This is a genomic window from Streptomyces sp. NPDC088706 (genome assembly GCF_044752765.1).
In the GTDB taxonomy this organism is placed as follows: domain Bacteria; phylum Actinomycetota; class Actinomycetes; order Streptomycetales; family Streptomycetaceae; genus Streptomyces.
The window spans coordinates 35204-61140 of the sequence record NZ_JBIVLW010000010.1 but is presented as its reverse complement, the minus strand read 5'-3'; the positions used below and the strand labels follow the sequence as shown (position 1 = coordinate 61140).

General features: G+C 72.8%; 18 protein-coding genes and 1 pseudogene. 5 read left to right on the top strand and 14 right to left on the bottom strand.

The window, feature by feature from the left end:
* Positions 1–176: 176 nt before the first annotated feature.
* The 13 genes and pseudogenes from ACIQAK_RS22190 to ACIQAK_RS22130 form a co-directional block, all read right to left on the bottom strand.
* Positions 177–854 carry an ATP-dependent Clp protease proteolytic subunit gene (locus tag ACIQAK_RS22190; protein WP_401848743.1) on the bottom strand — a complete coding sequence of 226 codons (678 nt, stop codon included), beginning with the start codon at positions 852–854 and terminating at the stop codon, positions 177–179.
* Positions 855–907: 53 nt separating this feature from the next.
* A complete protein-coding gene (locus tag ACIQAK_RS22185) occupies positions 908–1516 on the bottom strand; it encodes an ATP-dependent Clp protease proteolytic subunit (RefSeq protein ID WP_366390747.1) in 609 nt (202 codons plus the stop codon).
* A 450-nt stretch (positions 1517–1966) separates the two neighbouring features.
* The gene (locus ACIQAK_RS22180; protein WP_366390625.1) at positions 1967–3364 is read right to left on the bottom strand and encodes a serine/threonine-protein kinase; all 1398 of its coding nucleotides are present in this window, start codon (positions 3362–3364) and stop codon (positions 1967–1969) included.
* Positions 3361–4171, bottom strand: a pseudogene (locus tag ACIQAK_RS22175) (FHA domain-containing protein). Before ACIQAK_RS22175 ends, ACIQAK_RS22180 begins: the two are co-directional and overlap by 4 nt.
* A gap of 250 nt (positions 4172–4421) precedes the next feature.
* Positions 4422–5834 (bottom strand): glycosyl hydrolase family 32, encoded by a 1413-nt coding sequence (locus ACIQAK_RS22170; protein WP_366390624.1) that lies wholly within the window; start codon positions 5832–5834, stop codon positions 4422–4424.
* Positions 5835–5876: 42 nt separating this feature from the next.
* Positions 5877–6035, bottom strand: coding sequence for a hypothetical protein (locus ACIQAK_RS22165; protein ID WP_366390623.1), 159 nt, complete (start codon positions 6033–6035; stop codon positions 5877–5879).
* 54 nt (positions 6036–6089) lie between these two features.
* The gene (locus ACIQAK_RS22160) at positions 6090–7196 is read right to left on the bottom strand and encodes a BTAD domain-containing putative transcriptional regulator (protein WP_366390622.1); all 1107 of its coding nucleotides are present in this window, start codon (positions 7194–7196) and stop codon (positions 6090–6092) included.
* A gap of 129 nt (positions 7197–7325) precedes the next feature.
* Complete coding sequence (locus ACIQAK_RS22155; protein ID WP_366390621.1) at positions 7326–8627, bottom strand: YrhB domain-containing protein; 1302 nt, start codon at positions 8625–8627, stop codon at positions 7326–7328.
* A gap of 4 nt (positions 8628–8631) precedes the next feature.
* Positions 8632–8934, bottom strand: a complete 303-nt coding sequence (locus ACIQAK_RS22150) for a YrhB domain-containing protein (protein ID WP_366390620.1) — start codon at positions 8932–8934, stop codon at positions 8632–8634.
* A complete protein-coding gene (locus tag ACIQAK_RS22145) occupies positions 8935–10644 on the bottom strand; it encodes a putative T7SS-secreted protein (protein WP_366390619.1) in 1710 nt (569 codons plus the stop codon).
* Positions 10644–11306: a hypothetical protein gene (locus ACIQAK_RS22140; protein ID WP_366390618.1), complete on the bottom strand. Its 663-nt coding sequence runs from the start codon at positions 11304–11306 to the stop codon at positions 10644–10646. The genes ACIQAK_RS22145 and ACIQAK_RS22140 overlap by 1 nt, the downstream gene beginning before the upstream one ends.
* 9 nt (positions 11307–11315) lie before the next feature.
* Positions 11316–11924 (bottom strand): hypothetical protein, encoded by a 609-nt coding sequence (locus ACIQAK_RS22135; protein ID WP_401848735.1) that lies wholly within the window; start codon positions 11922–11924, stop codon positions 11316–11318.
* A gap of 69 nt (positions 11925–11993) precedes the next feature.
* Positions 11994–13037 (bottom strand): mannose-binding protein, encoded by a 1044-nt coding sequence (locus tag ACIQAK_RS22130; protein ID WP_366390617.1) that lies wholly within the window; start codon positions 13035–13037, stop codon positions 11994–11996.
* A gap of 291 nt (positions 13038–13328) precedes the next feature.
* On the opposite strand from ACIQAK_RS22130, the gene ACIQAK_RS22125 reads away from it, so the two are divergent.
* From ACIQAK_RS22125 to ACIQAK_RS22110, 4 genes are all read left to right on the top strand, one after another.
* On the top strand, positions 13329–13985 hold the full coding sequence (locus ACIQAK_RS22125) for a type VII secretion system-associated protein (RefSeq protein ID WP_366390616.1): 657 nt from the start codon (positions 13329–13331) through the stop codon (positions 13983–13985).
* Positions 13982–15316, top strand: a complete 1335-nt coding sequence (locus tag ACIQAK_RS22120) for a ricin-type beta-trefoil lectin domain protein (protein WP_366390615.1) — start codon at positions 13982–13984, stop codon at positions 15314–15316. The genes ACIQAK_RS22125 and ACIQAK_RS22120 overlap by 4 nt, the downstream gene beginning before the upstream one ends.
* Positions 15317–15461: 145 nt before the next feature.
* The gene (locus ACIQAK_RS22115; protein ID WP_366390614.1) at positions 15462–18773 is read left to right on the top strand and encodes a right-handed parallel beta-helix repeat-containing protein; all 3312 of its coding nucleotides are present in this window, start codon (positions 15462–15464) and stop codon (positions 18771–18773) included.
* Positions 18770–20056, top strand: a complete 1287-nt coding sequence (locus ACIQAK_RS22110; protein WP_366390613.1) for a S8 family serine peptidase — start codon at positions 18770–18772, stop codon at positions 20054–20056. The genes ACIQAK_RS22115 and ACIQAK_RS22110 overlap by 4 nt, the downstream gene beginning before the upstream one ends.
* A gap of 55 nt (positions 20057–20111) precedes the next feature.
* Here ACIQAK_RS22110 and eccCa read toward each other — a convergent pair whose 3' ends face one another.
* Entirely contained in the window at positions 20112–24125 is a 4014-nt protein-coding gene (gene eccCa, locus ACIQAK_RS22105; protein ID WP_366390612.1) for a type VII secretion protein EccCa, read from the bottom strand.
* Between the two features lie 402 nt (positions 24126–24527).
* Here eccCa and eccD point away from each other — a divergent pair, with 402 nt between their 5' ends.
* A complete protein-coding gene (gene eccD / locus ACIQAK_RS22100; protein WP_366390611.1) occupies positions 24528–25934 on the top strand; it encodes a type VII secretion integral membrane protein EccD in 1407 nt (468 codons plus the stop codon).
* Positions 25935–25937: the final 3 nt, after the last annotated feature.

Here is a 25937-nt window from a genome sequence, read left to right as displayed (position 1 = left end):
CCTGGACGACGGCGAGGCGGTGGGCGTCGTCGGCCCAGGCCCGGGTCTGGCGTTCGAGCCGGAGGATGGTGAGGGATTCGAGGACGGCGGCGGAATGGCAGCCACAACTCGCCCGTTGCGGTCGCCGCCGGTTTGGTCGTGGTGATCTCCCGGGCGTCACCGTCCCGGCCGCCGGGTCAGCGCGCACCCGCGACGGAGCGGGGAGACACCACCTGGTCGACCAGCCCGAACTCCAGGGCCTGTTCGGCGGTGAGGACCTGGGCCCGGTCGACGTCCTGGTGGATCTGCGCGGCGTCCCGGCCGGTGTGCTCGGCGAGGAGCCCTTCGATCAGCTCCCGCTGGCGCTGCACCTCACGGCCCTGGATCTCCAGGTCGGAGACCTGGCCCTGGGTGCCGTCGGTGGAGGGCTGCTGGAGGAGGACCCGCCCGCTCGGCAGGGCCATGCGCTTGCCCGGGGTGCCCGCTGCCAGGATCACGGCGGCCACCGAGTTGGCCTGGCCGAGGCAGACCGTCCGGATGTCGGGCCGCACGAACTGCATCGTGTCGTACACCGCGGTGAGCGGGGTGAGCTTGCCACCGGGCGAGTTGATGTACAGGAATATGTCCCGATCCGGGTCCTGCGACTCCAGGCACAGCAACTGAGCCATGATGTCGTTCGCCACGATGTCGTCGACAGGCGCGCCGAGGAAGACCACGCGCTCCTCGAAGAGCTTCGCGTAGGGGTCGTACTCCCTGGTCCCTTGCGAGGTGCGTTCCACGAAACGCGGTACGACATAGCGGCTCTCCGGACGCAGGGAGCCGGATCCGGACGATCCGGACGAGGGCGTTGCTGAGGCGCGCAGGAACGTGCTCACGGGGTGTGGTCCTCCCGAGGTGGATGGGGTGCTGGTCCGTGGGGAAGGGAGAACTAGCTGACCGGGCCGACCGCGCTCAGGTCCGGAAGGTCCGCCGTCGATCTCATGACCTCGTCGATCAGGCCGTACTCCTTGGCCTCCTGAGCGGTGAACCAGCGGTCCCGGTCGGAGTCACGGGTGATCGTCTCGGTGTCCTGGCCGGAGTGCTGTCCGATGAGCTCGGCCATCTCCCGCTTGGTGCGGACCAATTGGTCCACGTAGATCTTGATGTCCGAGGCCGAGCCGGCGAAGCCGGCCGAGGGCTGGTGCATCAGGATCTTGGTGTGCGGCAGCGCGAAGCGCTTGCCCTTCGCGCCGGCGGTGAGGAGGAACTGGCCCATGGAGGCACAGAAACCCATCGCAATCGTCACGACGTCATTCTTGATGTATTGCATGGTGTCGTAGACCGCCATGCCTGCGGTGACCGAGCCGCCCGGTGAGTGGATGTACAGGTAAATGTCGCGGGTCGGATCCGTGGCGAGCATCAGCATCTGCGCCGTGACGCGATTGGCGATGTCGTCGTCGACTTCCTTGCCGAGAAAAATGATGCGGTCGTCGAGAAGGCGGTTGTAGACCGCGTCCGCGCTGGCTCCTTCACCGGAACTGCCACGGGCGTAAGGCATCGTCCGTCCTGCTTCGACAGCCAACTGATCAGGGATCATGCGATTCCACTCCTCTGTCCTGTGTGGTCCCTGGAGGGGCCTGGACTGTGTCCGTTCATTCGGCGCGCAACTCGTCGGAGATAGGGAGCGTTCCACTCCCGCCCTCACGCATGACGAAGCTAACACGCATTCCTGCCCGCACCAGGGGGAGTTGGGAGGCCTTTCGCAGAAATTCGCTGAAAGCTAAGGTCGTGACCGGCGGTCAAAGTCACTGGAGGATAAATGCAGTCCATCGTGTTGAGGGGTGGGGGAGCGGGGCGCTCGGATGGCATCCGCAGGGAATGGATGCAGAAGGAAGTAATGGGCGCGTGAATGCGGCTATGGGGGAAGGGGGCACCTCGGCGCGCGGGACGGTGATCCGGGCGGGACGGTGATCCGGGCGCGATCGTGGCATGATCCGGACGGCAGGCACTACAAGCACTCCGGTAGCGCGGGGCGTTCGGTCGCGCGTACGGCGGGGAGCCACGCCGTGGGGGGCTCGGAGCCGGCCGGAAGGCGGACGCGGAACCAGCGGGTGGACCGCCGGTCCTCCTCGTCGATGATGGGCTCCCCGTCGGGCACCTCGCAGTCGACGGCGAGAAGATCGCCGTGCCACACCCTGGTCGGTACGACGTTCTCCGCGATGTAGGGCCGCGCGGGATCGATCGCCAGACCCAGGCTGCACCGCGGGTCGCGGTCGGCCAGATCCCGGCAGTACCGCTTCGCGTTGTACACCTGGACCGTGCCGGACGCCAGGGTGCCCGCACGGCCGTGCGGCGCCGCCGGGGTCTCCCGTACCGCGTCCGAATACAGGGTCGCGTCGGCGATCCCGCACAGCGCGGTGGCCGGGACGGCGGTGCGGGCCCGGCCGCCCGGCCGCCCCGGCCCCGCCCCGGGCGTCTCCTGGTGGGCGCCGATACGGGCGAGCAGGCTCTCGGCGGTGTGGGGGACGCGGGCCTCGTGGGCCGGGGCGAGGCAGTCGGCGGCCAGCGCGCGCCAGAACGGCGGTACGGCGTGGTCCATGCGCAGCGGCGCACGCCCCTGGCCGTACTCCTGGACGGCGGCGCCCCGCGCCATGGGGGTGGCCCCGGGGAAGGGTGACCCGCCGGAAACGAACATCTCGTGGATGACGATGCCCAGCGCCCAGATGTCCGCGGTCGGCCGGACCCGTACGCCGAGTCCGCCCAGCGGCGCCCGCCAGCGCTCGGGCGGGAAGTAGTCCAGGGTGCCCATGGGAGGCACGTATCCGTGGGTCCCGGTCAGTTCCGTGGCGAGGCCGAAGTCCGAGAGCCTCACGGAGCCGTCCCCGGCCAGCAGGACGTTCTCCGGCTTGAGATCCGCGTCGACCCAGCCCGACCGGTGGAGATGGGCGAGCCCCTCGCAGATGCCCGCGATCAGCCGGCCGCGATCGGCCTCGGGCGCCCCCGCGTCGATCAGTTCCCGCAGACTGCCGGTGGCCCGTTCCATGACCAGGACGATCGCACCCTCCAGGGAAGGACGGTCGGTCGCGTTGAGAACGAACGACTCCAGGACGCCGATCAGCCGGGGATGACCGGCCCTGCGCCCGAGTTCGACCTCGCGGCCGGCGGACTCCACGATCCTGCGGGCCTGGCGCGGGGCCAGTCCGGCGGTCGGCATGATCTTGAGGGCGACATCGGTCCCGCTGGTTCCTTTCGGGGAGTCGCCCGCCGGCCGCGCCGCGTACACCGTCGACCAGCCGCCGGACCCGATCAGCCGGGTGACCACCCAGTCCCCGACCCGGCAGCCGGGTGGGAGCAGGTGTGCCCCGTCGCACTCCGTGGTGTCCCCCGGGCCGTGCGGCGGTCTCATCGTGCGGCCTGCCGCTCCCGCCCACGGGCCCCCGCCAGGGACGGCAGCAGCGCCAGATGCTCCTCCCGTACGAGTCCGAACCGCAGCGCCAGTCCGACGATCTCCTCCCGCTTGCCGTTGCGGCGGTCGCCCTTGCCGGGCTCGTGGGCGTCCGGGGCACCGATGCGCAGCTTCTCCTCGGCGAGGTAGTCGATGTGCGAGCTGACCGCCCGCGCGGTCAGCTCTCCGGAGGTCTGGTGCCCTCGGAGCCGCTCGACGATCTGGGGAGTCGTGGGCACCGCCACGCGTGACTGGTCGCGCGGACGCGGTTCGCAGAGCGCGACCAGGACGAGGAAGTACGTGGCCGTCTCGTTCAGGGAGTACGCGGTGACCGTGCTGCTCCCCCAGGGAGCACCCAGGGCCTCCGGGTCCAGATAGATGTGGTCGGGAGCGAACACCTGGAAGGAGACCGTGACGTCACCGCGCGTGGGCAGCACCACGCGCGAGAACTCGAACGGGATCGGCGCCCCGACCCGTCGCGGTAGAACCCTCAGGTATTCCCCGGCCCCCTCCGGGTTCTCCACGAGATAGCTGTGCGTGGTTGCTGTGGTTCGTCAGCTGCCAGTGGTCGTCGGTCACCCGGATCTCCCCGGCCAGCCGGGAGACCGCCGGGTCGTCGAGGAGCAGCTCGACGGGGACCGCCGTGGAGTCCCGCCCGAAGCGGGCGACCTCGCCCGGGCCCAGCCGTAACGTCACCGCGTCACCGCGCGGTTCGCCGCCGACGGCGCCACCGCTTCCCTGCGGCAGATGGACGACTACGCCACTCACCGCTCCCCCCCCCGTCCCTCGCGTCGCTTGTCGGACGAGCGGAACGATACTCATCTCTCGGGGGAGTTCATCGGCGTACTTCGGCCACATCGCCGGAACCCGTCGCCCGGGGCCATGGATGCCCCGTTCTGGACCGGGCGCAGTGGGGAAAGTCACCGCAGGGGGCGGCCGGGAGCCCCGGGTGGCGGGCGGGCGCGATGGGAACGAAGCCCCGGAACCCCCCTCACCTGGCCAGATCCGCACCCTTCGCTCAGAGGGCGGGGCTGCCCGACACGAGGGGCGCGACCGTGTGGTCCCCGAAAGCCGTCCACGGCTGCCACCCGCCGCTGGGCCGGGCCTGCACCCGGGTTCGTACCCGGCCCGCGGCGGTGACGGCGAAGACGTGCAGCCGGCCGGTTGCGTCCAGAGCCGTTGTGGGCGTGGCGGCGAGCCGGCTGCCGGGCTCGCCGAACTCCCCACCCGGGTGCGGGTCCCCGCCGGGAGCGACCTGCCAGCGGTGGCTGAGCCGGGCTCCGCCGGGGGTGAGCGAGAACGCCTCCAGCCGGCCGTCGGCGTTGACGGCGAGCGCGGGGGCGGCGGCGCTCCAGCCGAACAGCGGCAGCCACGCGCCCCAGCCGCCGCTCGGCACGGCCTGGCGCCGGACGAAGGTCCCCACACCCGACGGCCCGATCGCGGCGACGCCGAGCCGGCCGCTGCCGTCCCTGGCCACCCGGGGCGCGGCGCCGGACGCGGTGCCGAACCGATGCCAGGACGCCGTCCAGGCGCCACCGGCGGCCTCCTGCCAACGGTGGTCGATGCCCGCACCACCGGGGGTGAGGGCGAACACCTCCAGCCGGCCGTCGGCGTTGGACGCGACCACCGGGGGCGCGCCCGCCGCCCCGCCGGATCCCGGCTCCCACGGGTCCCAGGTGAGGGACCCGGCCGACCTCTGCCGCCGCCGCGCCAGGGAGACGCCGCCGGGGGCGAGGGCGAAGACCTCCAGCCGGCCGTGGGCGTCGCGCGCCACGGCGGGGGCGGCGCCGGCCGGGCCGCCGAACTCCTCCCAGCCGTGCCAGCCGCCGTCCGGCCGCTGCACCCGGTGGTGCAGGCCGGCGCCGCCCGGGGCCAGCGAGAACACCTCGAGCCGGCCGTCGGTGGTGCGCCCCAGCGTGGGGACCGCTCCGGCCGGCCCTCCGAAGGGCTCCCACTCCGACCAGCTGTCCGCGTACGGGTCGAGCTGGACGCGCCGCAGCATCGCGCGGTCGGTGGCGTCGAGTGCGAACACCGTCAACCGGCCGTCCACGTCGAGACCGGCCACCGGGTTGTCGGGGCTCTGCCACAGTGGTGGCGTGTCCCGCCACGACAGGGGTGCCACGTACAGCCCGTTCCGGAACCAGCCCGCGGCGCTCGCGTACCAGTTCTCCCCGTCGCGGACCACCTCCACGGCGTGACCGGCCACATGCCCCGCCCATCCGGCGAGCTCGAAATGGAACGGGTCCCGCGACGCGAGGACATCTGTGCCCTCGTAGCCGTTGCGCGGACCGATGAACAGGTAGTACCAGCCGTCCCGTTCGACGACGTACGGGGACTCGGTGACCGGGACGGTCGCCTCCGTGCTCGCGTCGGTGAACGCGACACCCGGCTCACCCCAGTGCGACAGATCGGCGGAGCGCCGGAAGGCCACCAGATGGTGGCCGCCGGCACCCGTCGCGGAGAGTTCCGTGTACTACATGACCCACCCGTCGCCGACCCGCAGCACCATCGGGTCACGCGCCGCGATCCCCCGGAACAGCGGGCCGGAGGGTTCACGGGTCCAGGTGAACAGGTCGGTCGACGTGGCGAGGTCGACCGCCGCACCGTTCGCGCCGCCCGCGGCGTAGAACATCCAGAACCTGCCGTCCGCCTCGACGACGTGCGGCGCCCACAGGTCTCCTGGTGATCACGGACCGGTGCCGGACCCGGCCGAGGGGCTGAGTCCGAGGCCGGCCTCGTCACCGCGCAGAATCATCTGGTGCGCCCGCCGCAGCATCCTGCTCGGGGGAACCCCGAGGTCGTCGGCGAGGCGGCGGCGGGCGCGTTCGAACACCGTCAGGGCGTCGGCCTGGCGCCCGTCCCGGTACAGCGCCCGCATCAGCATCGTGGCCAGCGGCTCGTCGAGGGGGTGCGCCGCCGACAGGGCGAACAGCTCGGCGATCGCCTCGGCATCCTGGCCGAGACGCAGCTGCCACTCCGCCTTCCGCTGCGCGATGGTGATCCTGCGCTCGGTGAGCCGCAGCCGCTCCAGCTCGGCGAGCGGCCCCGGCAGACCGGCCAGGGGCTCCCCGCCGAACATCTCCAGCGCCCGGGCACAGAGGTGGACCGCCTCCCGTGGTTCGCCCGCCCGGTCGGCCTTCCCGATGGCGGTGACCAGCTCCTCCATACGGGGCACGTCCACGTCGACCGCGCCGGGGACCAGCCGGTGACCGCGGGGGCCGCGTTCGATGACCGGGGCCGGGCCGCCCCCGCCGCACAGGGCCTTGCGCAACCGGTAGATGTACACCGGCACCACGTTGGCGGCCGGCGGCTCCATCCCCCATACGCCGTCGAGCAGTTCCTGCTGACTGAGGGACCACCCCAGACCCAGCGCCAGGACTGCCAGAACGGCTTGCTGGCGCAGATGCCCCAGGTTCAGAGGCCGCCCGTCCCGCCACGCCCGCAACGGCCCGAGCAGGGAGATCCGGACCTCCGGCCCCGCCGCGCGCGCGGCGGCGGTCCGGGGAACCGGCTTGGCCGGCCGCGTGCGAGGGCCCCGCCCGGCGACGGCCAGCCCGCAGTCGAAGGCGTGGACGATGGCGGCGGCCCGGTCGCGCAGACCGAGCTTCACCAGGATCCGCGCCAGATGCCCGGCCACGGCGTCCTCGGTGAGGGCCAGGGCGGCGGCGATCTCGTCGTCCCGCAGGCCGCAGCCGACCGCGGAGAGCACCTGGCGTTCCAGATGCCCGAGCGCGGTGGCGGTGCCGCGGTCGGTGGCGGCGGCCGGGCGGTCGGTGGTGAGGGTCGTCGGCATCGCTGCTCCCCGGGCTCCGGACGGGTCGGTCTGGCGGGCGCCGTCGTCAAGGTAGTGGGGGGAGCAGGGCGCAAGGCATCCGGAACGATCCGGAGTGACAGGCGAGCACGCGCCGTCCTCGGGGGCGCGTCAGCGGTACCGGATCACGTGCAGTGCGTGGACTCCCGTCGGGTCGAACGACACGGGCTCCTCGGACGCGCCGTCGAAGAGCAGCACTCCTGTCGCCGTGGTGAGTCCGTTGACCAGCCACCCGACGGCCTCGCGGCCCCGGCCGTCCGTCCGGCGGATCCAGATCAGGGCGCGTGCTCCGGGCGGGAGGGACGCCAGTTCGTCGACCGCCGACGACCAGATCTGATGGTCCGACGTGGACAGGACGGGCCCGAGCTCGGCGAGGGTCGGCTCGAACCACAGGGCACGGCCGGGCGGGGGTGGCGGGGGGAAGCCGCCGGTGCCGGGAGTTCCTCCGGCGTCCCAGTGGGCCAGCCAGTTCCAGGGGTCGGAGTTGGGCAGGCCGAAGGGCTCGGACGCGTCCTTGGGGACGACCAGCGACGCGTCGAGCATGGTGTCCTGCCAGCGCTGTCCACGCAGATGACGCCCGGTGTCGCAGGAGAAGACCCAGCCCCGCCGGGTCTCGTCGCCGGCGGTCGGACCGACCAGCTCGGCCTCGCCTCCGTAGGCGTTCTCCAGCCACAGTCGGGCCTTCGCCAGCGCCGCGTCGAAGTCGAGCGCCTCCCGCTCCCAGGGCAGACGCCGGGCCGCCAGCGCCTCGGGCAGCGCCCGGACGAGGACCAGCTCACGCACGTGGTCGGTGTCCAGCCGGGCGAGCGACGACGTCAGGCTGTCGAGGAAGACGACCCGCCCCTTGTTGTTGTGCGCGTAGAGCAGATTGCCCGTCGCTTCGAGCCCGCCGATCTCGCGGCGCACCCACACCAGGCCCCGGGTGTCGGGCCCGGTCTCCGCGAGCGCCTTCACGATCTCGTCCCAGCCGGTCGCGTGCACGCGCTCGAACTCCGGGAAATACCGCCGGGTCAGCCTGCTCCACCACCCGGGAGCCTCGTCCGAAGGCTGCCAGGCGAGCGCGACGGAAGGGTTCTTGTCGATCGCCGAGTCCAGAGCCACGACCGAGCCGCGCACATTGATCCTGCGCCCCTGGTTCTGGACGCGGGCGACGGCCGCCTCGTACGACACCGCCGGCTCCAGGTCCGCCAGGGGAGCGCTCGGCGAGGGGTGGAAGGGGGAGCTGCCGTCCTTGGGTACGACGACCGAGGCCGCGAGCATCGGCGTGTGCGGGTACCCGGGCTGCTGCACGGTCCGGCAGGCCATGAGCCAGGCCGTGGGCGACTCGGCCACCGGGTGGGGAGCGGCCAGCTCCGCGAGACCGCGGTAGGTCCGGGCGAGCCAGCCCGCCGCCTGTTCTTCTGGGCGGAGCATGTTCTCAGCCTTTCCGGGGCGGCCAGTTGCCCGATGCCTGGAGGGCCATGTACTCCTCCGTCGGGGGGAAGGTGGGAGCGAAGTGTGCGGCCGATCCGTCGTGCGGGACGACGACCACGGCGGAGAACGGCGCCTGCACGAAATCACCTGTTTCGATGTGTTCCTTGAAGTCGAAGCAGACAGTCCAGCCGTAGGTGAACTCGATTGCCGTCTCCGGGAGCATCACCACGGAATCAGCCCTGTCCGGGTAAGCGACTTTTCTGAGAAACTCGGCCGCTCTCGTCACTACGTCGTCTTTTTCTACCATCTAGGGAACTACTCCATTGCGATAGGGAATGTGTCCGATGGACGTGACGTTCTTCTCCAGCATTCCAAGAGTCCCGCTCTGGCCATCGAGGAATACGACGCCGTGCGGGGTGTTGACGGCGTTGAAGATATGGGCTGTGTTGTTGGGGCGGCTGATGTAGACGGCGCTTCGCGCGCCCTCCCCGCGGGCTTCGAGGTCACGGATGATGTCATCGTAGCTATTCACGAAGTCGTACTGCCCCTTGGCCCTGTCCTTCAGGCCGAGCTGCTCCGGTGGGATGTGGTCGCCGCCCTGCTTCGGAGCCGCACTGACGTCGATGCCGTCCAGGCGGCGATCCACGGTCACGGTGTTGTGGCTGCAGTTCATGGTGTAGCCGGGCTGCCCGGTGTTGTTGACGTCCCGCATCCACGGATACTCGGAATCCAGGAATTCCTGAGCCTTCTTCGGATCCACCGAGTCATAGTGGATCGCCTTCTCCTTCACCGTGTCCGTGCTGCGCGCGAGGTCGTTCCACTTCGACGGCACGGGACCGGCGGCTTCGTCCGCGTACTTCAGCCCGAGCCGTGCTCCACCGCGGGCGAGGCCGGCGCCCTTGGTGCCGACGACTTCGGGGAGAAGGCGGCCGAAGAACTCGGAGGGATCCTTCTTGAAGCCGTCCACGGCTGCCTGGACGACCCGCTCCGGGTGTGCGGCCGTGGACACCAGCCCGGCCAGCGTCGTGTTGACGTTCTGGACGTACTCGGCGGGGTGGGTGAGGTTGTAGGGGTCGAGGGGGTTGAGGCCACGGGCGAAGTTGAGCAGCCCCGCGGTGCCTTTGAGGGCGCCGCCGACGACGTGGGTGAGCTCGGTGTTCACGGCGTGGTAGCCGTCGACGAGGTCGTTGCCGAGCCGGTCCAGCGCCGGGGGCTCGGCGGGGGCGTGGGCCAGTGCCGCCTTGATCTTGCCGCGGGCTGTCGCGGCAGCCGTGTTCCGCTGCCCGCGGGCCTCGGCGAGCTTCTCCCGTGCGGCATGGATGTCGGCCCTGCCGGGGTCCTTGAAGGGCTCGGGCACCGGGCCGGGGTCCTGGTCGGCCTTGACCTTCGCGTTGTACGCGTCGATGCGCTGGTTGTACGCCGTCACCGCCTGCTGGGAGGCGAGCTTGCCCCTCTTGTAGAGCGCGATGGCTTCCTTCGCCTGGCCCTGTGCCCACTTGACGGTCTCGGCGTACGCCTCCAGGGCTGCTCCCGCGCTCTCGCAGGCGTCGGATGCGTGAAGCCACTTCGTGGGGTGCATCTCGAACTTCTGGCGGAAGGTGTCACCGCCCTCACCTTTCCAGTGGGCGGAGTCGAGACTGCGCATGCCCTGGCCGACCTTGTCGAAGGCCGACTGGAAGTCCTTGAGGTGCTTCGCGCTCGCCGAGATCTTGCCAGGGTTGCCATGGACGAGTTCGTCGGCGTCCTCGGTCTGGCCGAGTTGCTGTTCGCCGGGGGTGGCGCCGAGGTCGGAGGCGACCCCGTCGCCCCAGTCCTGGACGGCGTCGGCGGCGCCGTGCAGGCCGACCTGGTCCAGGCCGTCGCCGACCTTGTTCGTGCCCCAGTCGACCCCTTCGCCGACGATTCTCTTGCCCTCGTCGATGCCGTCCTCAAGCGCCCCGAGGCCGTCGTTGAGGCCGTCCTTGACGTCGCTGCCGAGGTTCCTGAGACCGTCGCCGAGGTCCCCGAGGACGCCCATCAGCCCTCGCCCCCGCCCTGCTGCTGTCGGGCGGCGGCCTCGGCGCGTGCTTCGGGAGACGGCCCGAAGGTGTCGTCCAGCATGCGGTCGTACTCGGCATCGGAGACGCCCAGTCCGCTGCGGAGGGTCTCCGGGCCGATCCCCATCGGCCCGACGGTCCGGGAGGTCATCACATCGCGCCCGGCGTCCTTCCAGCCCTGCTCGATGTTCTCCCCGGCCCGGTCCCACGATTCCCGGCTGTAGTCGACGCCGCCGAAGGCGCCGGAGGTGGCGATGTCCCCCCAGCCCTGCTGGGTGACCTCGTCCTCGGAAGCGTAAGGATTGCCGATCGCCGCGTTCGTGACGACCTTGAAGGTGCCCTCGACGTACTGCTCGGTCTCGTAGTAGGTACCGGCCGACAGGCCCGTGCGTACGGCGAACCCGTTGCCCTCGCTGATCAGTGAGCGCACGCCCCACTCCCAGCGCTCGCAGAACGAGGTGAACTCATCGGTCAGTCCTGCCTCACCCAGCTCCAGGCCCGACAAGGCGATTTCCTCGAAACCGCGCCCCCTGCCGGCCTGTCCGACCATGCCCAGTTCCTTCAACTCGCTGAGCGCGTCGGTCAGGCCCTTGGCGATCAGATTCAGGCCCTGGGTCCTCAGGTCCTCGCCGCCCCCGTTCATGGTTCTCCCCTACTCGTACGTGTTGGTTGTGCCGGCGTCGACCGCGGCCCCGCCGGGCACGATCCCCTTCACCGGCGGGAAAATCACACCGTCCGGTCCGTCCGCGCAGTCGAGCGCGACCCCGCACGGCACTCCGGCCGCAGGAACGGCCACGTCCAGCAACCGCGCACCGAGGACGGTCCGATAGGCCCACTCGCGGTGGAACTCCCCGCGGACCTGGGCGTATCGGGCGAGGGCCTGCTGATCGGAGAAGGCCAGGATGAAACGGATGCCGTTGAGGTCGGCGGTGAGCAGACCGCGTTCGGTGTCGGTCGACGGTCCCTCGCCCAGCGGCACCAGGACCGCCGTGGACCGGAACCTCTCCAGCAGGGCGGCGAACTCCAGCCGCCTCGCGGTGACGAGAGGGTCCTCCGGCGACGCGGGCACGGCCGGGCCGGTGTCCGGCTGTGCCGGAGTGTCCGGTCGCGCGGGTGCGGGCTCGGCGGGAAGGCTGCCCGCCGCACCTGCCGCCTCATCCTGTTCCCCTGCCGGACCGGCCATCTCCACGTATTCCGCCAGCCGTGACCTCGGAATGTTCGGCCGTGGCTCTCCGTCTGCCGGGCCTTCGTGCTCAGACATGGTTCACATCATCACATCTGCAATGTCGCAGAACAACGTGGCCCTGGAGCCGTCCCGTCGACCGGCGCGTCAGGTCGACCAGACCACCCTGCCGTTGTGGACGATGACCACCTTGGCGTCGGCCCCAAGGACCATCTGGGCGCCTGCGAAATCATGGGTCCTGGAAGCCCAGATCGCGCGGTCGTCCCCGTTGTGGATGACCAGGTTGCCGTCCGGCTGGAAGATCGCCCGGTGGTTCCCGCCGAAGGTCATCGCGGCCCAGATGGGCTTGTTCTGCTCGTTGTAGACGACGAGGTTGCCGTCCTGCTGCATGGTCATGCGGATGCGGTTGGTGGCCCAGGACTGGCCGACCCCGATGGAACTGGTCGCGGAGACCGTCTGGGTGCCCCAGTTCGGCTGGGGCGTCGCTTCGGGCTTGGGTTCGGGTTTGGGCTCGGGGGTCGGTTTCGCCGACGTCCTCGGCTTCGGCTTCACGGTGGGGGCGCTGGTCCGGGGCTCGGGCGCGGGGGCGGCCTTCGGCGGGGTGATCTTCTTCTGCTCGCTCGGGGACGGCGTGGGTTTCACCGCCACGTAGTCGTCCAGGGCGGCCGGGGCGGACTCCGGGTCGAGGACCGTGTCGGCGCTCCCGGCGATCGGTGCCGTGCCGGTGTTGCGGGCGTCCTCGTCGTTCGCGCTGCCCATGAGGAGCACGGGTATCGCCACCAAGGCGGCTCCGAGGAACACGGCCCCCGCCAGGACCGGTGTGCGGGGGCGTCCCTTGTCGGTCGCGGTGACCGTTCTGGTGGCCGGCGTCGTGCCGATGGCCGTCGCCGTCGCCGTCGCAAGGCCCGTCGTGGGCGCCTCGGGTTCCTCAGCCCGCTTCGCCTCGGCGGCGGCCTTCCGGGCGGACTCCGCCTCGGCGGTTGCCTTCGCGGGCGACGGGGCGGCCTGCTCGGCCTCGGAAGCCGGGGACGGGGTCTTCGCCTCGGAGACGGGGGGTGGGGACTTCGTCTCGGCGGTGGGGGGTGGGGTCTTCGTCTCCTCGGGCGGTGCGGCGGCCGTGGGGCCCGCCCTCTCCGTGCGAGGGGCGGCTGCCGCGGTGTCGGTGCCGTGGGCGGGGTGCTCGGGGGGCATGCGGTGACTCCTCCTCGGTGGCGCGCCCAACGTAGCCCGTCGCGGCGAGGGCGGGCGGTGTCTCGCCCCGAACGCCCTCGGCGCTTTGTCCTTCCACGCCCAACTGGTCCCGGAAAGTTCTCTGTTCGGGCAGCAAACGGGCACGTGGGCGACCGATACGGATTCTTCGCGGAGCCCCGCGGCAGGGGCTCGTATGACATCCTGTTGGCTCCCCGATCTGATCACGGTCGGCGGTGCGCGTGTGCCGTCCGGCGCTCAAGAATTCGTACGGAGCCAAGAGTTCAGGTGGAGATGCGGCCCGGAGAACGGCAAGAGGACGGGCACGGCGACCCGCCCGCCATCCCCGAGGCGGTGAGGGACGCCGCCCGCCGGGCGCCGGGGCACTGGGTCGGGATCGTCGACCCGGAGTGGACCGAGGAGCGCACGCCCCCGGAGTGGGCCGTGCTGGGGGAGTGGCAGTCGGACGCGAGCGGGAGCGTGGGGGAGTACCGCGCCAACCCCGCCTACCGCCCTTCGGCTCGCGTCCTCGGCTGGCCGGAGCCCACCGATCCGGTGGACGCGGCGGCTCAGCGGGCCGCCACCGGGTACGGAACGGTGGACGAGGTGCTGGCCGCCCTCGCGGACGCGGACGTCACCGTCGTACGGGGGCCGGACGGCGGGCCGCTCCTGGCCGCCGGGCGGGACGGGGCGCCGGTGGTGCTGGTGTTCACCTCGCCCACTCATGCGTTCATGTCCGCGGCACTTCACCATGACCACCTGGCCGCCGGGGAGTTGGCCCGGTCGGTGGCGACCGCCGGCGCCCTGTTGTCGGTCAACTCCGGTGCCGCGGCTCCCCTGCTCGTCCCGGCCGACAGCCTTCTCGGGTCCGTGCGTCCCGACCCCGCGACCGGGGCGGCCGGCCCCGACTCGATCGACACCTGGCCCCACACCACAGGGAGGACCCCGTGACGCGTCCGTCGCCCCAGCAGACCCCCGCCTCCCCGGAGGCTCGCCCGGAGTCCGGCACCGAGAGGGAGGGGGCGGCCGCGAAGTCCGGTGCGAGCGCTGCCCCCGTCGAGCCGGTCGCTCCTGACGCGGCTGCCGCGCCCGACTCCGCTTCCGTACAGGCGAAGACCGAAGCAGCGGCCACCGAGGCCCCGGAGACCGGGAAGGAAGCCGAGGAGCGCAAGCCCCTCGCGGTGGCCCAGACCGCCCCCGCGGCCCAGGCCGCCCCCGAGGCTCGAACCATCCCTGAGGCGCAGGCCGCCCCCGAGCCCCAGACCGCCCCCGAGCCCCAGACCACCCCCGAGTCCCGAACCATCCCTGAGGCGCAGACCACCCCTGAGGCCCAGGCCGCCCCCGAGGCCGACCCCGACCCCAGTGCCTCCGCCGCCGCCCACAGCCGGCTCCCCGCCCTCGTACGGACCATGACCGCCACCGCCATCGGCCGGCCGCAGCAGGAGACCGGGCCGGTGGGCCGGCCGGGCAAGGCCGCCCTCGCCGGCGCGGCTGTGGTGGGGGCGCTGCTCGTGTCCGTGCCCTTCCTCGTACTCGCCGGGAGCGACGACGACGGGCCGAAGCAGCCGTCCACGGCGGCGGCCGGGACGGTGCTCGACGGGAGTGACCAGGAGGCGCCCGGCGAATTCGCCGTCACCGTGCCCGAGACCAGCTCGCCGGCCGAGGACGAGAAGGGCGGCGGTGAGCCGAAGAAGCTCGACAGGCCCGTGCCGGTGGTTCCCGCGCCCGAGCCGTCGGCCGGCGGCAAGGACGGACCGAAGAAGGAGACCGCGCCCCAGGACCCGCCGAAGAAGGCCGACGGTCCGAAGGCGCAGCCCGAGAAGGCGAGCGGGCAGGCGAAGTCCGGCGGTACGAGGAACCAGCCCGCCAAGGCCGGGCCCGGCGTGACCTTCAGCGGGCCCGTCTCCTTCCGCAGCCATCTCTCCGGCCGCTGCATCGACGTACCCGGCCACAACTTCAACGACGGCCAGCCGCTGTTCATGTGGGACTGCAACGGTGCCGACGCCCAGAAGTGGCGCTTCGGCTCCGACGGCACCATCCGGGCCAAGGACAAGTGCCTGGATGTCGCCAACGCGAACTTCAACGACGGCGCACGCATCCAGCTCGCCTGGTGCAACGGGTCCGCCGCCCAGAAGTTCGCCCTCAACGGCGCCCACGACCTGGTCAACACCGTCGTCGGCAAGTGCGTCGACATCCCGAACCACAGCCGGGGCAAGGGCCCGGAGACCTATCTGATCCTGTGGACCTGCACGGGCCTCGACAACCAGAAGTGGAGCGCCTGACCCGGACGCCCCGGTGCCGGCAGCCCCGCTCCCGGCATCCGTGCGCACCGGGCGAGGCATGATGGCATCGCCGGGACCGCCGAACCGCGTCCCCGGCGAAGAGGGGCGTCCGTCGAGGACGCCGCCGTAGCGAGGAGGTTGGTGCGTGTCGCGCCAGGTACTGTCGGTCGGCCCCGGGGACCGCTTTTCGACGATCGGCGAGGCGCTGGCCGCCGCCCGTACCGGCGCGCTGATCAGCGTCCGGCCCGGAACGTACGCGGAGAATCTGGTGATCCACACCCGGGTCACCCTCACCGCCGCCGAGGGGCGGGGCACGGTGGAGATCCGGCCGCGTTCGGGCAGCGTGGTCGCACTGCGCGCCGACGCCGTGATGCTCTCCGAACTCACCCTGCGCGGCGGGGACTCCGAGCTGCCCGCGGTCGATGTCCGGCGCGGGCAGGCGGCGTTCGACGGCTGCGAGGTCATCGGCGCCGCCTGGACGGCGATGCTGGCCGGCGGCACCGGCTCCCTCGCGCTGCGGGACTGCCGGGTGAGCAACCCGCAGGGTGCGGGCATCGTCGTCACCTCCACCACCCCCACCACCGTCGAGTCCTGCACCCTCGAACACCTCGGCACCAGCGGCCTCGTCCTCGCCGAGCAGGGTGAGGCACGCATCCGCGACTGCACGGTACGCGGCGCCCGCGGCAACGGCCTGCTCGCCAACGGCGAGACCCGCGGCACCGTCGAGGACTGCGACATCTCCTCCACCGACAAGCCCTCCATCGCCCTGGAGGAGAACTCGGCCGTCTCGGTCGTCCGGACCGTGGTGCACGACACCAGCACCGGCGTGCACCTGAGCAGCGCGGGCCGCACCACGCTGGAGGACGTCCGCGTCACCGGCTCCTCCGGCAACGGGATCGCCCTGGCCGGGGGCACCGACCCGGTCCTGCGCCGCTGCCGTGTCTCGCGCGTGCGCGGTCACGGCGTAGTGGTCACCGACCGGGCCCGCGGCACCTTCGAGGACTGCTGGGTGGACGGGGCGCAGGGCGCCGCACTGCGCGTGGCCGGGGCCTCCTCCCCGGCGCTGACCGGGCTGACCGTCCGCGACTGCGAAGGCGCCGGGCTGCTCCTGGAGGAGGACTCGGCGCCCGAGCTGGACCGCCTGGAGGTCATCGGCTCCTCGCCCGCCGTCGCCCTGCAGGGCGGCGCCAACCCGCTGCTGCGCCGCGCGCGCCTGGTGGAGCCCTCCGGCGACGGGATCGTGGCCACCCGGGACGCCCGGGGCCGCGTCGAGGACTGCGAGATAGTCCGGCCCAAGGGCGCCGGCGTACGGGTGGCCTCCGGCTCCACCCTCTACCTGGCCGGCGGCGGGGTCTCCGACACCGCCACCAGCGGCCTGGTCGTGGAGGACGGCGGCAACGTCACCGTCCGCGACTTCCGCGTCGAGATCTCCGGCGAGGAGGGCGTGGTCGTCGCCGCCGGAGGCGAACTGACCGCCAACCGCACCTCCGTGCACGCCCCCAAGGGCCACGGCTTCCTGCTCCGCGAGGGCGCGCTGGCCTCGCTCAGCGGCTGCGAGGCGAACGGGGGCGCCCAGGACGGCTTCCGGGTGGAGTCCACCGCCCCCGTCTCGCTCGTCAACTGCGCCGCCCGGGAGAACGAGGGCGGCGGCCTGGTGCAGACCGCCCCCGGCGAACGGCTCGCCGTGGAGGGCCTGAACAGCGTCGGCAACGGCAAGCGGGACGCCTGGGGCAGCGGCAGCGCCGAGAACACCGACCCGGCCGGGTCCGGCGCCGCCGACGCGCCCCCGCCGGACCGTGCGGACGGCCCGCTCGGCGCCCTCAACGCGCTGATCGGCCTGGAGAACGTCAAGCAGCAGGTGCGCACCCTGGTCAACCTCACCCAGCTCGCCCAGCGCCGTGAGCAACTCGGCATGCCCGCACCGCCGATGAGCAGGCACCTGGTCTTCGCCGGCCCGCCCGGCACCGGCAAGACCACCGTCGCCCGTCTCTACGGGGCGATCCTGGCCGAGCTGGGTTCCCTGCGCAGCGGCCACCTGGTGGAGGTCTCCCGCGCCGACCTGGTCGCCCAGGTCGTCGGCGGCACCGCGATCAAGACCTCCGAGACCTTCCAACGGGCCCTCGGCGGGGTGCTGTTCATCGACGAGGCCTACACGCTCACCACCGACAGCGGCAACGGCGGCGCCGACTTCGGCCGCGAGGCCGTGGACACCCTGCTGAAGCTGATGGAGGACCACCGCGACGACGTGGTGGTGGTCGCGGCCGGCTACTCCCGCGAGATGGACTCCTTCCTCAGCTCCAACCCGGGTCTGGCTTCCCGCTTCTCACGGACCGTCGAGTTCGAGAACTACTCGGTGCCCGACCTGGTCTCGATCATGGAAAGCATGTGCGCCCAGCACCAGTACGAGCTGGGTGAGGGCACGGCCGAGGCGCTGGCCGCCCACTTCGGCGCGATGGACCGGGACGCGGGATTCGGCAACGGCCGTGCCGCGCGCGGGGTGTTCGAGGAGATGGTGGACCGGCAGGCAGTCCGGCTCTCCGCGCAGCCGCAGGTCAGCGAGCACGATCTGCGGCTGCTGCTCCCCGACGACGTCTCCGCCACCGCCGCCGCGTCCGTCGCGGGAGCCGCCGCACCGGCCGACGACCCGCTCACCCGCCTCGGCGACATGATCGGCCTGGCCGAGGTGAAGCGCGAGGTCGCCGACCTGGTCAACCTCATCACCACCGCCCGCCACCGCGCCGCCGCCGGGCTCCCCGTCCCCTCGCTCAGCAACCACCTGGTCTTCACCGGACCGCCCGGCACCGGCAAGACCACCGTCGCCCGCCTCTACGGGGAGGTGCTCACCCAGCTCGGCGTCCTGGAACGGGGCCAGTTGATCGAGGCGGCCCGCGCCGACCTCGTCGGCCGCTACATCGGCCACACCGCCCAGCTGACCCGGGAGGTCTTCGAACGGGCCCGTGGCGGAGTGCTGTTCATCGACGAGGCGTACACTCTCACCCCGCGTGGCGGCGGCGCCGACTTCGGCCAGGAGGCCGTGGACACGCTGCTGAAGCTGATGGAGGACCACCGCGACGAGGTGGTCGTCATCGTCGCCGGCTACACCGACGAGATGGAACGCTTCCTCGCCTCCAACCCGGGCCTCTCCTCCCGCTTCCCGCGCCGGATCGCCTTCGCCGACTACTCCTCCGAGGAGCTGGTCACCATCGTGCGCGCCCAGGCCGCGAACATGGGGTACGAGTGCGGGCCCGGCACCGGGCCGCTGCTCAGGGAGTACTTCGACGCGCTGCCCCGGGACCGCTCCTTCGGCAACGCCCGCCTGGCCCGCCAGGTGGTCGAGTCGATGGTCACCCGGCAGGCGGGCAGGCTCAGTTCGCTGGCCGCGCCCACCCTGGACGACCTGCGCGTCCTCCTGCCGGCGGACGTCACGGCGGTGGCCCCGAAGGCGGTCCCCCGGTGAGGCCGCCCGTCCGGGGGACGACCCGCCTGCTGTACGGTGCCGGGCTCGCGGCCGCCCTGGTGCTGCCCGCGGCCGTCGCCCCGGCCCAGGCGGCGCCCCTCTCCCGTACCCCTGCTTCGCCCCACCCCCGTACGCCCGTGGTCCTCCCCGCCGCCGACGGGAAGAAGGGCCAGGAACTGCCCGGCATGCCCACCGCGCTCGACCCTGGGGCCGAGGCGGTGGCCTGCACCCCCGCCTCCGAGGAGAAGGCGAAGAAGCAGGACTGGTCGCGTCAGCGCCTCGACCTGGACCGGCTGCGCCGGCATTCCACCGGGGCCGGGGCCGGGGTGACCGTCGCGCTGATCTCCACCGGGGTCGACCCCGGGGCCGCCGGGCTCGACGGCCGGGTCACCGCGCGGGGCGAGGCCGCCGACGACTGCGTCGGGCACGGTACGTTCCTGGCCGGGCTGATCGCCGGGACCGGCGGGAACACCCCCCGGCTGGCCGGGGTCGCCCCGGGCGCGAAGATCCTGGCCCTGCGCGGCACCGACCGGCGCGGGCAGCCGGACCCCGAGCTCGTCACGGCGGCGGTACGGGCCGCGACCACCGCCCGGGCCGACGTGATCGCGGTGGCGGTGGCTTTCCCGCGCAAGGACACCGCCCTCACCCGTGCCGTGGCCGAGGCCCGTAAGGCCGGGGCGGTGGTGGTCGCCGCGGCCACCCCGGACCCGCCGTCGCGCGGCTCCGCCGACGAGATGGCCTCCCGTACCTACTGGCCCGCCGGAGAGCCCGGCGTCCTCGCCGTCGCCGACATGCTGCCCGCCGGCACCCGCCCGGACGGCGCGCTGCCCACCGGCACCGTCGACCTGGCCGCCCCCGGCGCCGGGGTGGTCTCCGGCGGGCCGCGCGGGAGCGGGCACTACCTCGGCAGTGGCGTCGCGGTGGCCACCGCGTACGCGGCCGGTACCGCGGCCGTGGTCCGCGCCACCCACCCCGACGACTCGGCCGAGGCGGTGACCCGTCGGCTCACAGCCACCGCGTACCCGGCCGACCTCCCCCAGCTGGACGCCTACGCCGCCGTCACCACGGTCCTCGGCGAGCCCGGCGCGCCGGCCGCCGGGGCCGGGCGCGCCGCCGGTTCCGTGACCGTACGCGACACCTCCGACACCGACCGCGCCACCGGCCGGGCCACCCTCTTCGTCCTCCTCGGGTCGGCCGGTGTCCTCGCCGTCCTCTGGGCCGGTTTCGCCCTGACCCGGGCCCGCGCCCGGGGCTGGCGCCCGGCGGGGGCGGACCAGGCGTGAACGGCTGAGGCGCCCCACCGCGAAACCTCCACGGCAGGGCGCATCAGCCATGCCCTCAGCCCTCCTCCACCAGCGCCGTCTGTATCAGCCGCGGCTTGCGGCGGGCGATGTGCAGGGCCCGGCCCGGCGGCAGGTTCAACGGCTTCGCGTTACCGAAGAGGCGGCCCTCCGTGGGCGGGCAGGAGAGCAGCACGGCCGGGTTGTTCGCCTCGTCCAGGCGGCGGACCAGGCCGTCGCTCAGGCCGCGTCCGGCGCCCATGGCGCTGCGGGCGACGACCAGGTGCAGGCCCATCTCGAAGCCGAGGGTCAGATGCGCGAACAGCGGCTCGAAGGGGCTCTGGAAGGAGTTGCCGGAGACCATGTCGTAGTCGTCGACCAGGATGAACAGGCGCGGGCCGGTCCACCAGTCGCAGGTGCGCATCCGGGCCGGAGCGATGTCCGCGCCGGGGACGCGGGTCTTCATCGCACGGGCCGCGCCCTCGATGGTCTCGTTGAGGTTGTCCAGGGAGATGACGTGCCCGATGCGGTACTCCTCGGGGATGGCGTCGACCAGGGTGCGCCGGTAGTCCACCGCGATGATCTTCGCCTCCTCGGGGGCGTACCGGGCGGTGATGCCCTTGGTGATCAGGCGCAGCAGGTTGGTCTTGCCGCTCTCGGTGTCGCCGACCGCGATCAGGTGCGGGGTCCGGCTGAAGTCGTGCCAGACCGGTTCCAGCGCGTCCTGGTCCAGGCCGAGCGCCAGGCGCACACCGCCGCCCTCGGTGGCCTGGGGCGCGGGCAGGTCGGTGAGCGGGAGGCGGTGCGGGAGCATCCGGACCTGCGGGGCGGGCGGGCCGGACCAGTGCCGGGCGACTTCGGCGACCAGGTGGGCGACGCCTTCACCGAGGTCGTCCAGGGAGCCGCTGCCGTCCAGGCGGGGCAGACCGGCGAGGAAGTGCATCTTGCTGTCGGCGGTGATGCCCCGGCCGCCGGTGCGCGGCACCGTGCGGGCCTTACGGGTGTCGATCTCGGAGTCCATCGGGTCGCCCATCCGCAGCTCCAGCCGGGTGGCGGCCTGGTCGCGGACCTGCGCGGACAGCTCCACCCAGCGGGTGGTGGTGATAATCAGGTGGATGCCGTAGTTGAGACCTCGGGCGGCGAGTTCGTTGAACTTCGGGATCAGGTCGTCGTAGTCCTGGCGGACCGTGGACCAGCCGTCGACCACCAGGAACACGTCGCCGAACGGCTCGTCGGGGAACTCCCCGGCGGCCCGGCGCCGGCGGTAGGACTGCATGGAGTCGAGCGTGTGGTCCACGAAGAACTGCTCGCGTCGGGCCAGCAGCGCCATCACCTCGGCGACCGCCCGGTGCACCCGCTCCGGGTTGAGCCGTGCCGCGACCCCGCCGACATGCGGGAGCGCGGCGAGCTGGGAGAGACCGCCGCCGCCGAAGTCCAGGCAGTAGAACTGCACTTCGGCCGGAGTGTGGGTGAGCGCGAGGGCGGCGATCAGCGTACGGGCCAGCGTCGACTTGCCGCTCTGCGAACCACCCGCGACCGCGACATGGCCACCCGCGCCGGAGAGGTCCACGACCAGCGGGTCGCGGCGCTGCTCGAACGGCTTGTCCACCAGACCGACCGGGACCCGCAGGCGCCCGGCGCCCGGCCACCCCGAGGCGATCAGGCCGCGCTCCCCGTCCGGCGCGATACCCGGCAGCAGGGCGTCCAGCGGGGACGGCTCGTCCAGCGGCGGCAGCCACACCTGGTGCGCGTCGGGCCCGGAGCCGCGCAGCCGGTCCAGCGCCACATCGAGCAGCGCCTCCGTCTCCTCCGCCTCCGCCGTCTCCGGCTCCGGTTCGGGCGGGGTCTCCAGGGTGCGGGGGACCACCCAGCCGCTGGTCCACGGCACCACCTGGCTCGCCACCCGGGCCCGCACCACGGCACCGGTCCGCCGCCGGTACGTCCCCGAGGAGTACGCGGCGCGGAACCGGGTCAGCGCCTCCACCCCGGACTTCAGATAGCCGCTCCCGGGCGCGGCGGGGAGCTCGTAGGCGTCGGGGACGCCGAGCACACCGCGGCTCTCCATCGCGGAGAAGGTGCGCAGCCCGATGCGGTACGAGAGGTGGCTCTCCAACTGGTGCATACGCCCCTCGTCCAGGCGCTGGGAGGCGAGCAGCAGATGCACGCCCAACGACCGGCCCAGGCGCCCGATCATCACGAACAGCTCCATGAACTCCCGGTGGGTGGAGAGCAGTTCGCTGAACTCGTCGACCACCACGAACAGGCTCGGCAGCGGGGCGAGGTCCGCCCCGGCGGCGCGGGCCCGCTCGTACTCCAGGGCGGAGGTGTAGTTGCCCGCCGAGCGCAGCAGCTCCTGGCGGCGGATGAGTTCGCCGTGCAGGGCGTCCTGCATGCGCTCCACCAGGGCGACCTCGTCGGCCAGGTTGGTGATCACGGCGGAGGTGTGCGGAAGTTCCTCCAGGCCGAGGAAGGTGGCGCCGCCCTTGAAGTCGACCAGGACGAAGTTGAGGGTCTCGGAGGAGTTGGTCAGGGCCAGACCGAGGACGAGGGTGCGCAGCAGTTCGCTCTTGCCGGAGCCGGTGGCGCCGATGAGCATGCCGTGCGGGCCCATGCCGCCCTGCGCGGACTCCTTGATGTCCAGCTCGACCGCGCGGCCGTCCACACCGACCGCGATCGGCACCCGCAGCCGGCCGGCGCCGGAGTGCCGGTCGAAGAGGGTCTGCGGGTCGTGCCGGTGCAGGTCGGGGATGCCGAGCAGGGTGGTCAGCTCGACGTCGGTGTCCAGCGGCTGGGCGATGTCGGTGCCCAGGCTCATCCGGCGCGGGGTGAGCAGCCGGGCCAGCGACTCCGCGCCGAGCGGGCCGAGCCGGTCGGGGCGGCCCAGCGGTACCGAGCGCTCCTTGCGGCTGCGGTCGGTGCGCACCAGGCTCACCTGGTCGGGCCCGGCCGTCAGCCGCAGCGTGTTGCGGCCGGGGCGCCAGCGCAGCGCCCCCGACACGTCGAGGACCAGGGCGTTGCGGTAGCCGTGGCCTTCCCAGCGGTGGCCCTCCGGGACGGTGACGCCGTCCAGCACCACGACCGTGTACGGCTCGTCGCGGCCGGGGCGGGCGTCCGGGTCGAAGCCGGGGCGCTCGGCGAACTCGGCGCCGAGCAGGTCCTCCAGCTCGTTGAGGTCGGCGGTGATCCGGCGGGCCGGCCCCGCGCCGTCCTCCTCGTGCGGATCCAGCACGTGCGGGAGCCACTTGACCCACTCCCAGTCGGGCCGCCGCTCGTCGCTGACGCAGAGGGCGATCCACAGCTCCTCCGGCGCGTGGAACACCGCGAGCTGGCCGAGCACGGCCCGCACCAGGGAGCGTACGGCGTCGCCTCCGTCCTCGCCCGGCTGCGCGCTCCGCGCACCGGGCGTCCCCTCCGGGCGCAGCAGGATCCGGGCCGAGGAGCGCAGGTAGAGGCCCAGCGGCTGCTCGGGGATGGTGGAGTAGGCGCGGATGAAGCGGCGCAGGGCGTGCGCGCAGAGAGGCTCCAGGTCCTCCACCGGGCGGGTGGAGACCGGGTTCAGGGTGAGCGCGAGCTGCTGTTCGCCGACCGCGAGACGGACCTCGCCGAAGTCCTCGTCGGCCGGGCGGCGTTCCCACAGCCGGGAGGTGCGGGCCAGCGAGCGGAGCGAGGCGGGCTCCGGGTGGCGCCACGCCAGCGCCCGCTGCTGCTCCGCGATGGTGGTCCGCACCCGCTTGCGGGTCTGCGCCAAGTAGCGCAGGTAGTCCCGTCGTTCGCCCTTGAGTCGCTGCTTGCGCTCACTGGAGCGGCGCATCAGCTGTCCCAGCAGCATGGCACCGGCGGAGAGCGCCATGACACCCATCGCCAGGTACATGAAGACGCCGTTCCCGCCGCCGGGGCGCAGGAACATCAGCATCATCGACACCGACATCAGCGCCATCGGCAGGTAGGTCCACACCGCCGAGGTGTCGGGCACCGACTCGGCGAGGACCGGGGGCTCCTGGAGGGTCAACTGCCCCTCGGGCATCTCCGGCCCGCGCCTGCGGGCCGGGCGGCGAAACAGCACGACACTCAAGGAACAGAACCTCCGGTTCACTGACTTTCCGGCCCGCACCGAATACCGGCGGCACCCGGCGGGGGAAAGACCGCACCAGGCTGATTCTCCGGGCCGCAGGTGCCCGATGAACGCCGGGTGAATGTTTCGAGCGGATAGCGGGGGACGGCCAACTTCCGGGCTGACCAACCGCATACCGGATTCGGCGCCCGGCCCGCAGCACGACCGGCGGCCGCAGGCAGTAGTCTGCATTCACGGAACGCGACCTGTCCACGCGGGAGCGGTGTCCGCCGGTGCACGGGTGCAATTTCCCGGCCCGGCCCCCCGGTTCACGACCGTGTGGACTTATCCGTACTGTTCGCACATTCCCTCTTCGGGGGAAGTCTCCTGTCAAAGCCTGCACGGAAGACGAGAGTTCTGCTGATGACCGACAGTGCGGTGGCCGAATCGTGCCGCCTGACCGTACGTGCGCCGAGCGTCACCATCGATCTGGCCGTGCCCGCCGACGTACCGGTCGCCGATCTGCTCCCCACCCTCCTGCGGTACGTCGGCGAGGAGGCCGAGGAGGCCGGGCTCGACCACGCCGGCTGGGTGCTCCAGCGGCTCGGCGACGCCCCGCTCGACGAGGAGACCACCCTGGCCGGCGCCGGGCTCGCCGACGGAGCCGTGCTCCATCTGCGCCCGCACACCGAGGCGCTGCCCGAGGCGCGGCTCGACGACCTGGTGGACGGGATGGCCGAGACGGTGGGCCGCCGACTGCACACCTGGCACGCCGGGGCGGCGCGGGGCCTGCTGGTGGGCACGGCGGTGGCGACGGTGGCGGCCGCCCTGGTACTGGTGTTCCGGCCCGGAGTGACCGGCTCCGCCACCACCCGGGCGGCCCTCGCCGCCGTGACCGGACTGCTCCTCCTCGCCGGCGCGGGCTCCGCCAGCCGCGCGGTCGGCGACCGCCTCTCGGCCACCGCGCTCGGCCTGCTGGTCGCCCCCTGCTTCGCCCTGGTCGGCTGGGTGCTGCCCGGCGGCGACCTGACCGGCCCCGACACGGCGCAGGTCGCGGGCGCGCGGCTGCTCGCGGCGGGTGCCGCGGCGGCGGGCGGCGCGGTCCTCGCGCTCGCCGCCACTGCGGTCGGCGCCCCCGCCCTGCTGGCCACCGCCCTCGTCGCGGTCGCCACCGCGGTCTCCGGGGCGCTGATGGGCTACACCGGCCTGGACATGCCGGCCGCCGTGGCGCTGGTGGCGACGGTCGTCGCGCTCGCCGCCGGAGCGGTGGCACCGTTCGCCTTCAAACTGGCCGGAATGCGGATGCCCGCGCTGCCGTCCTCCGCCGGACAGCTCCAGGAAGGCATCGACCCGTACGCGGGCGACGAGGTCGCCGAGCGCACCGAACTGGCCGGGCGCTGGGTCACCGCGCTCTTCGCCGCCACCGGCACCATCGCCGCCGCCGCCCTCGCCGTCCTCGCCCGGACCCCGGACCTGCCCGAGACGCTCGCCGCGCTCGCGCTGACCCTGCTGCTGCTCCTGCACTCCCGTGGCCTGGTCAACATCGGCCAGCGCCTCACCCTGGCGGTGCCCGGCATCTGGGGGCTGCTGCTGCTCGCCCGGGCCTGGGCGGTGGACAGCGACGCAAACGGCCGTGTGGTGGTCTTCGCGGTGCTGCTCGCCGTCGCCGCCGGCCTCGTGACCGCGTCCTGGATCGTTCCCGGGCGCCGGGTGCTGCCGTACTGGGGCCGGGCGGCGGAGCTGGCGCACACCGGCCTCGCCGTCGCCCTGCTGCCGCTCACGCTGTGGGTGGCCGGTCTCTTCGGCTGGCTGCGCGGCCTGTTCGGCTGAGCA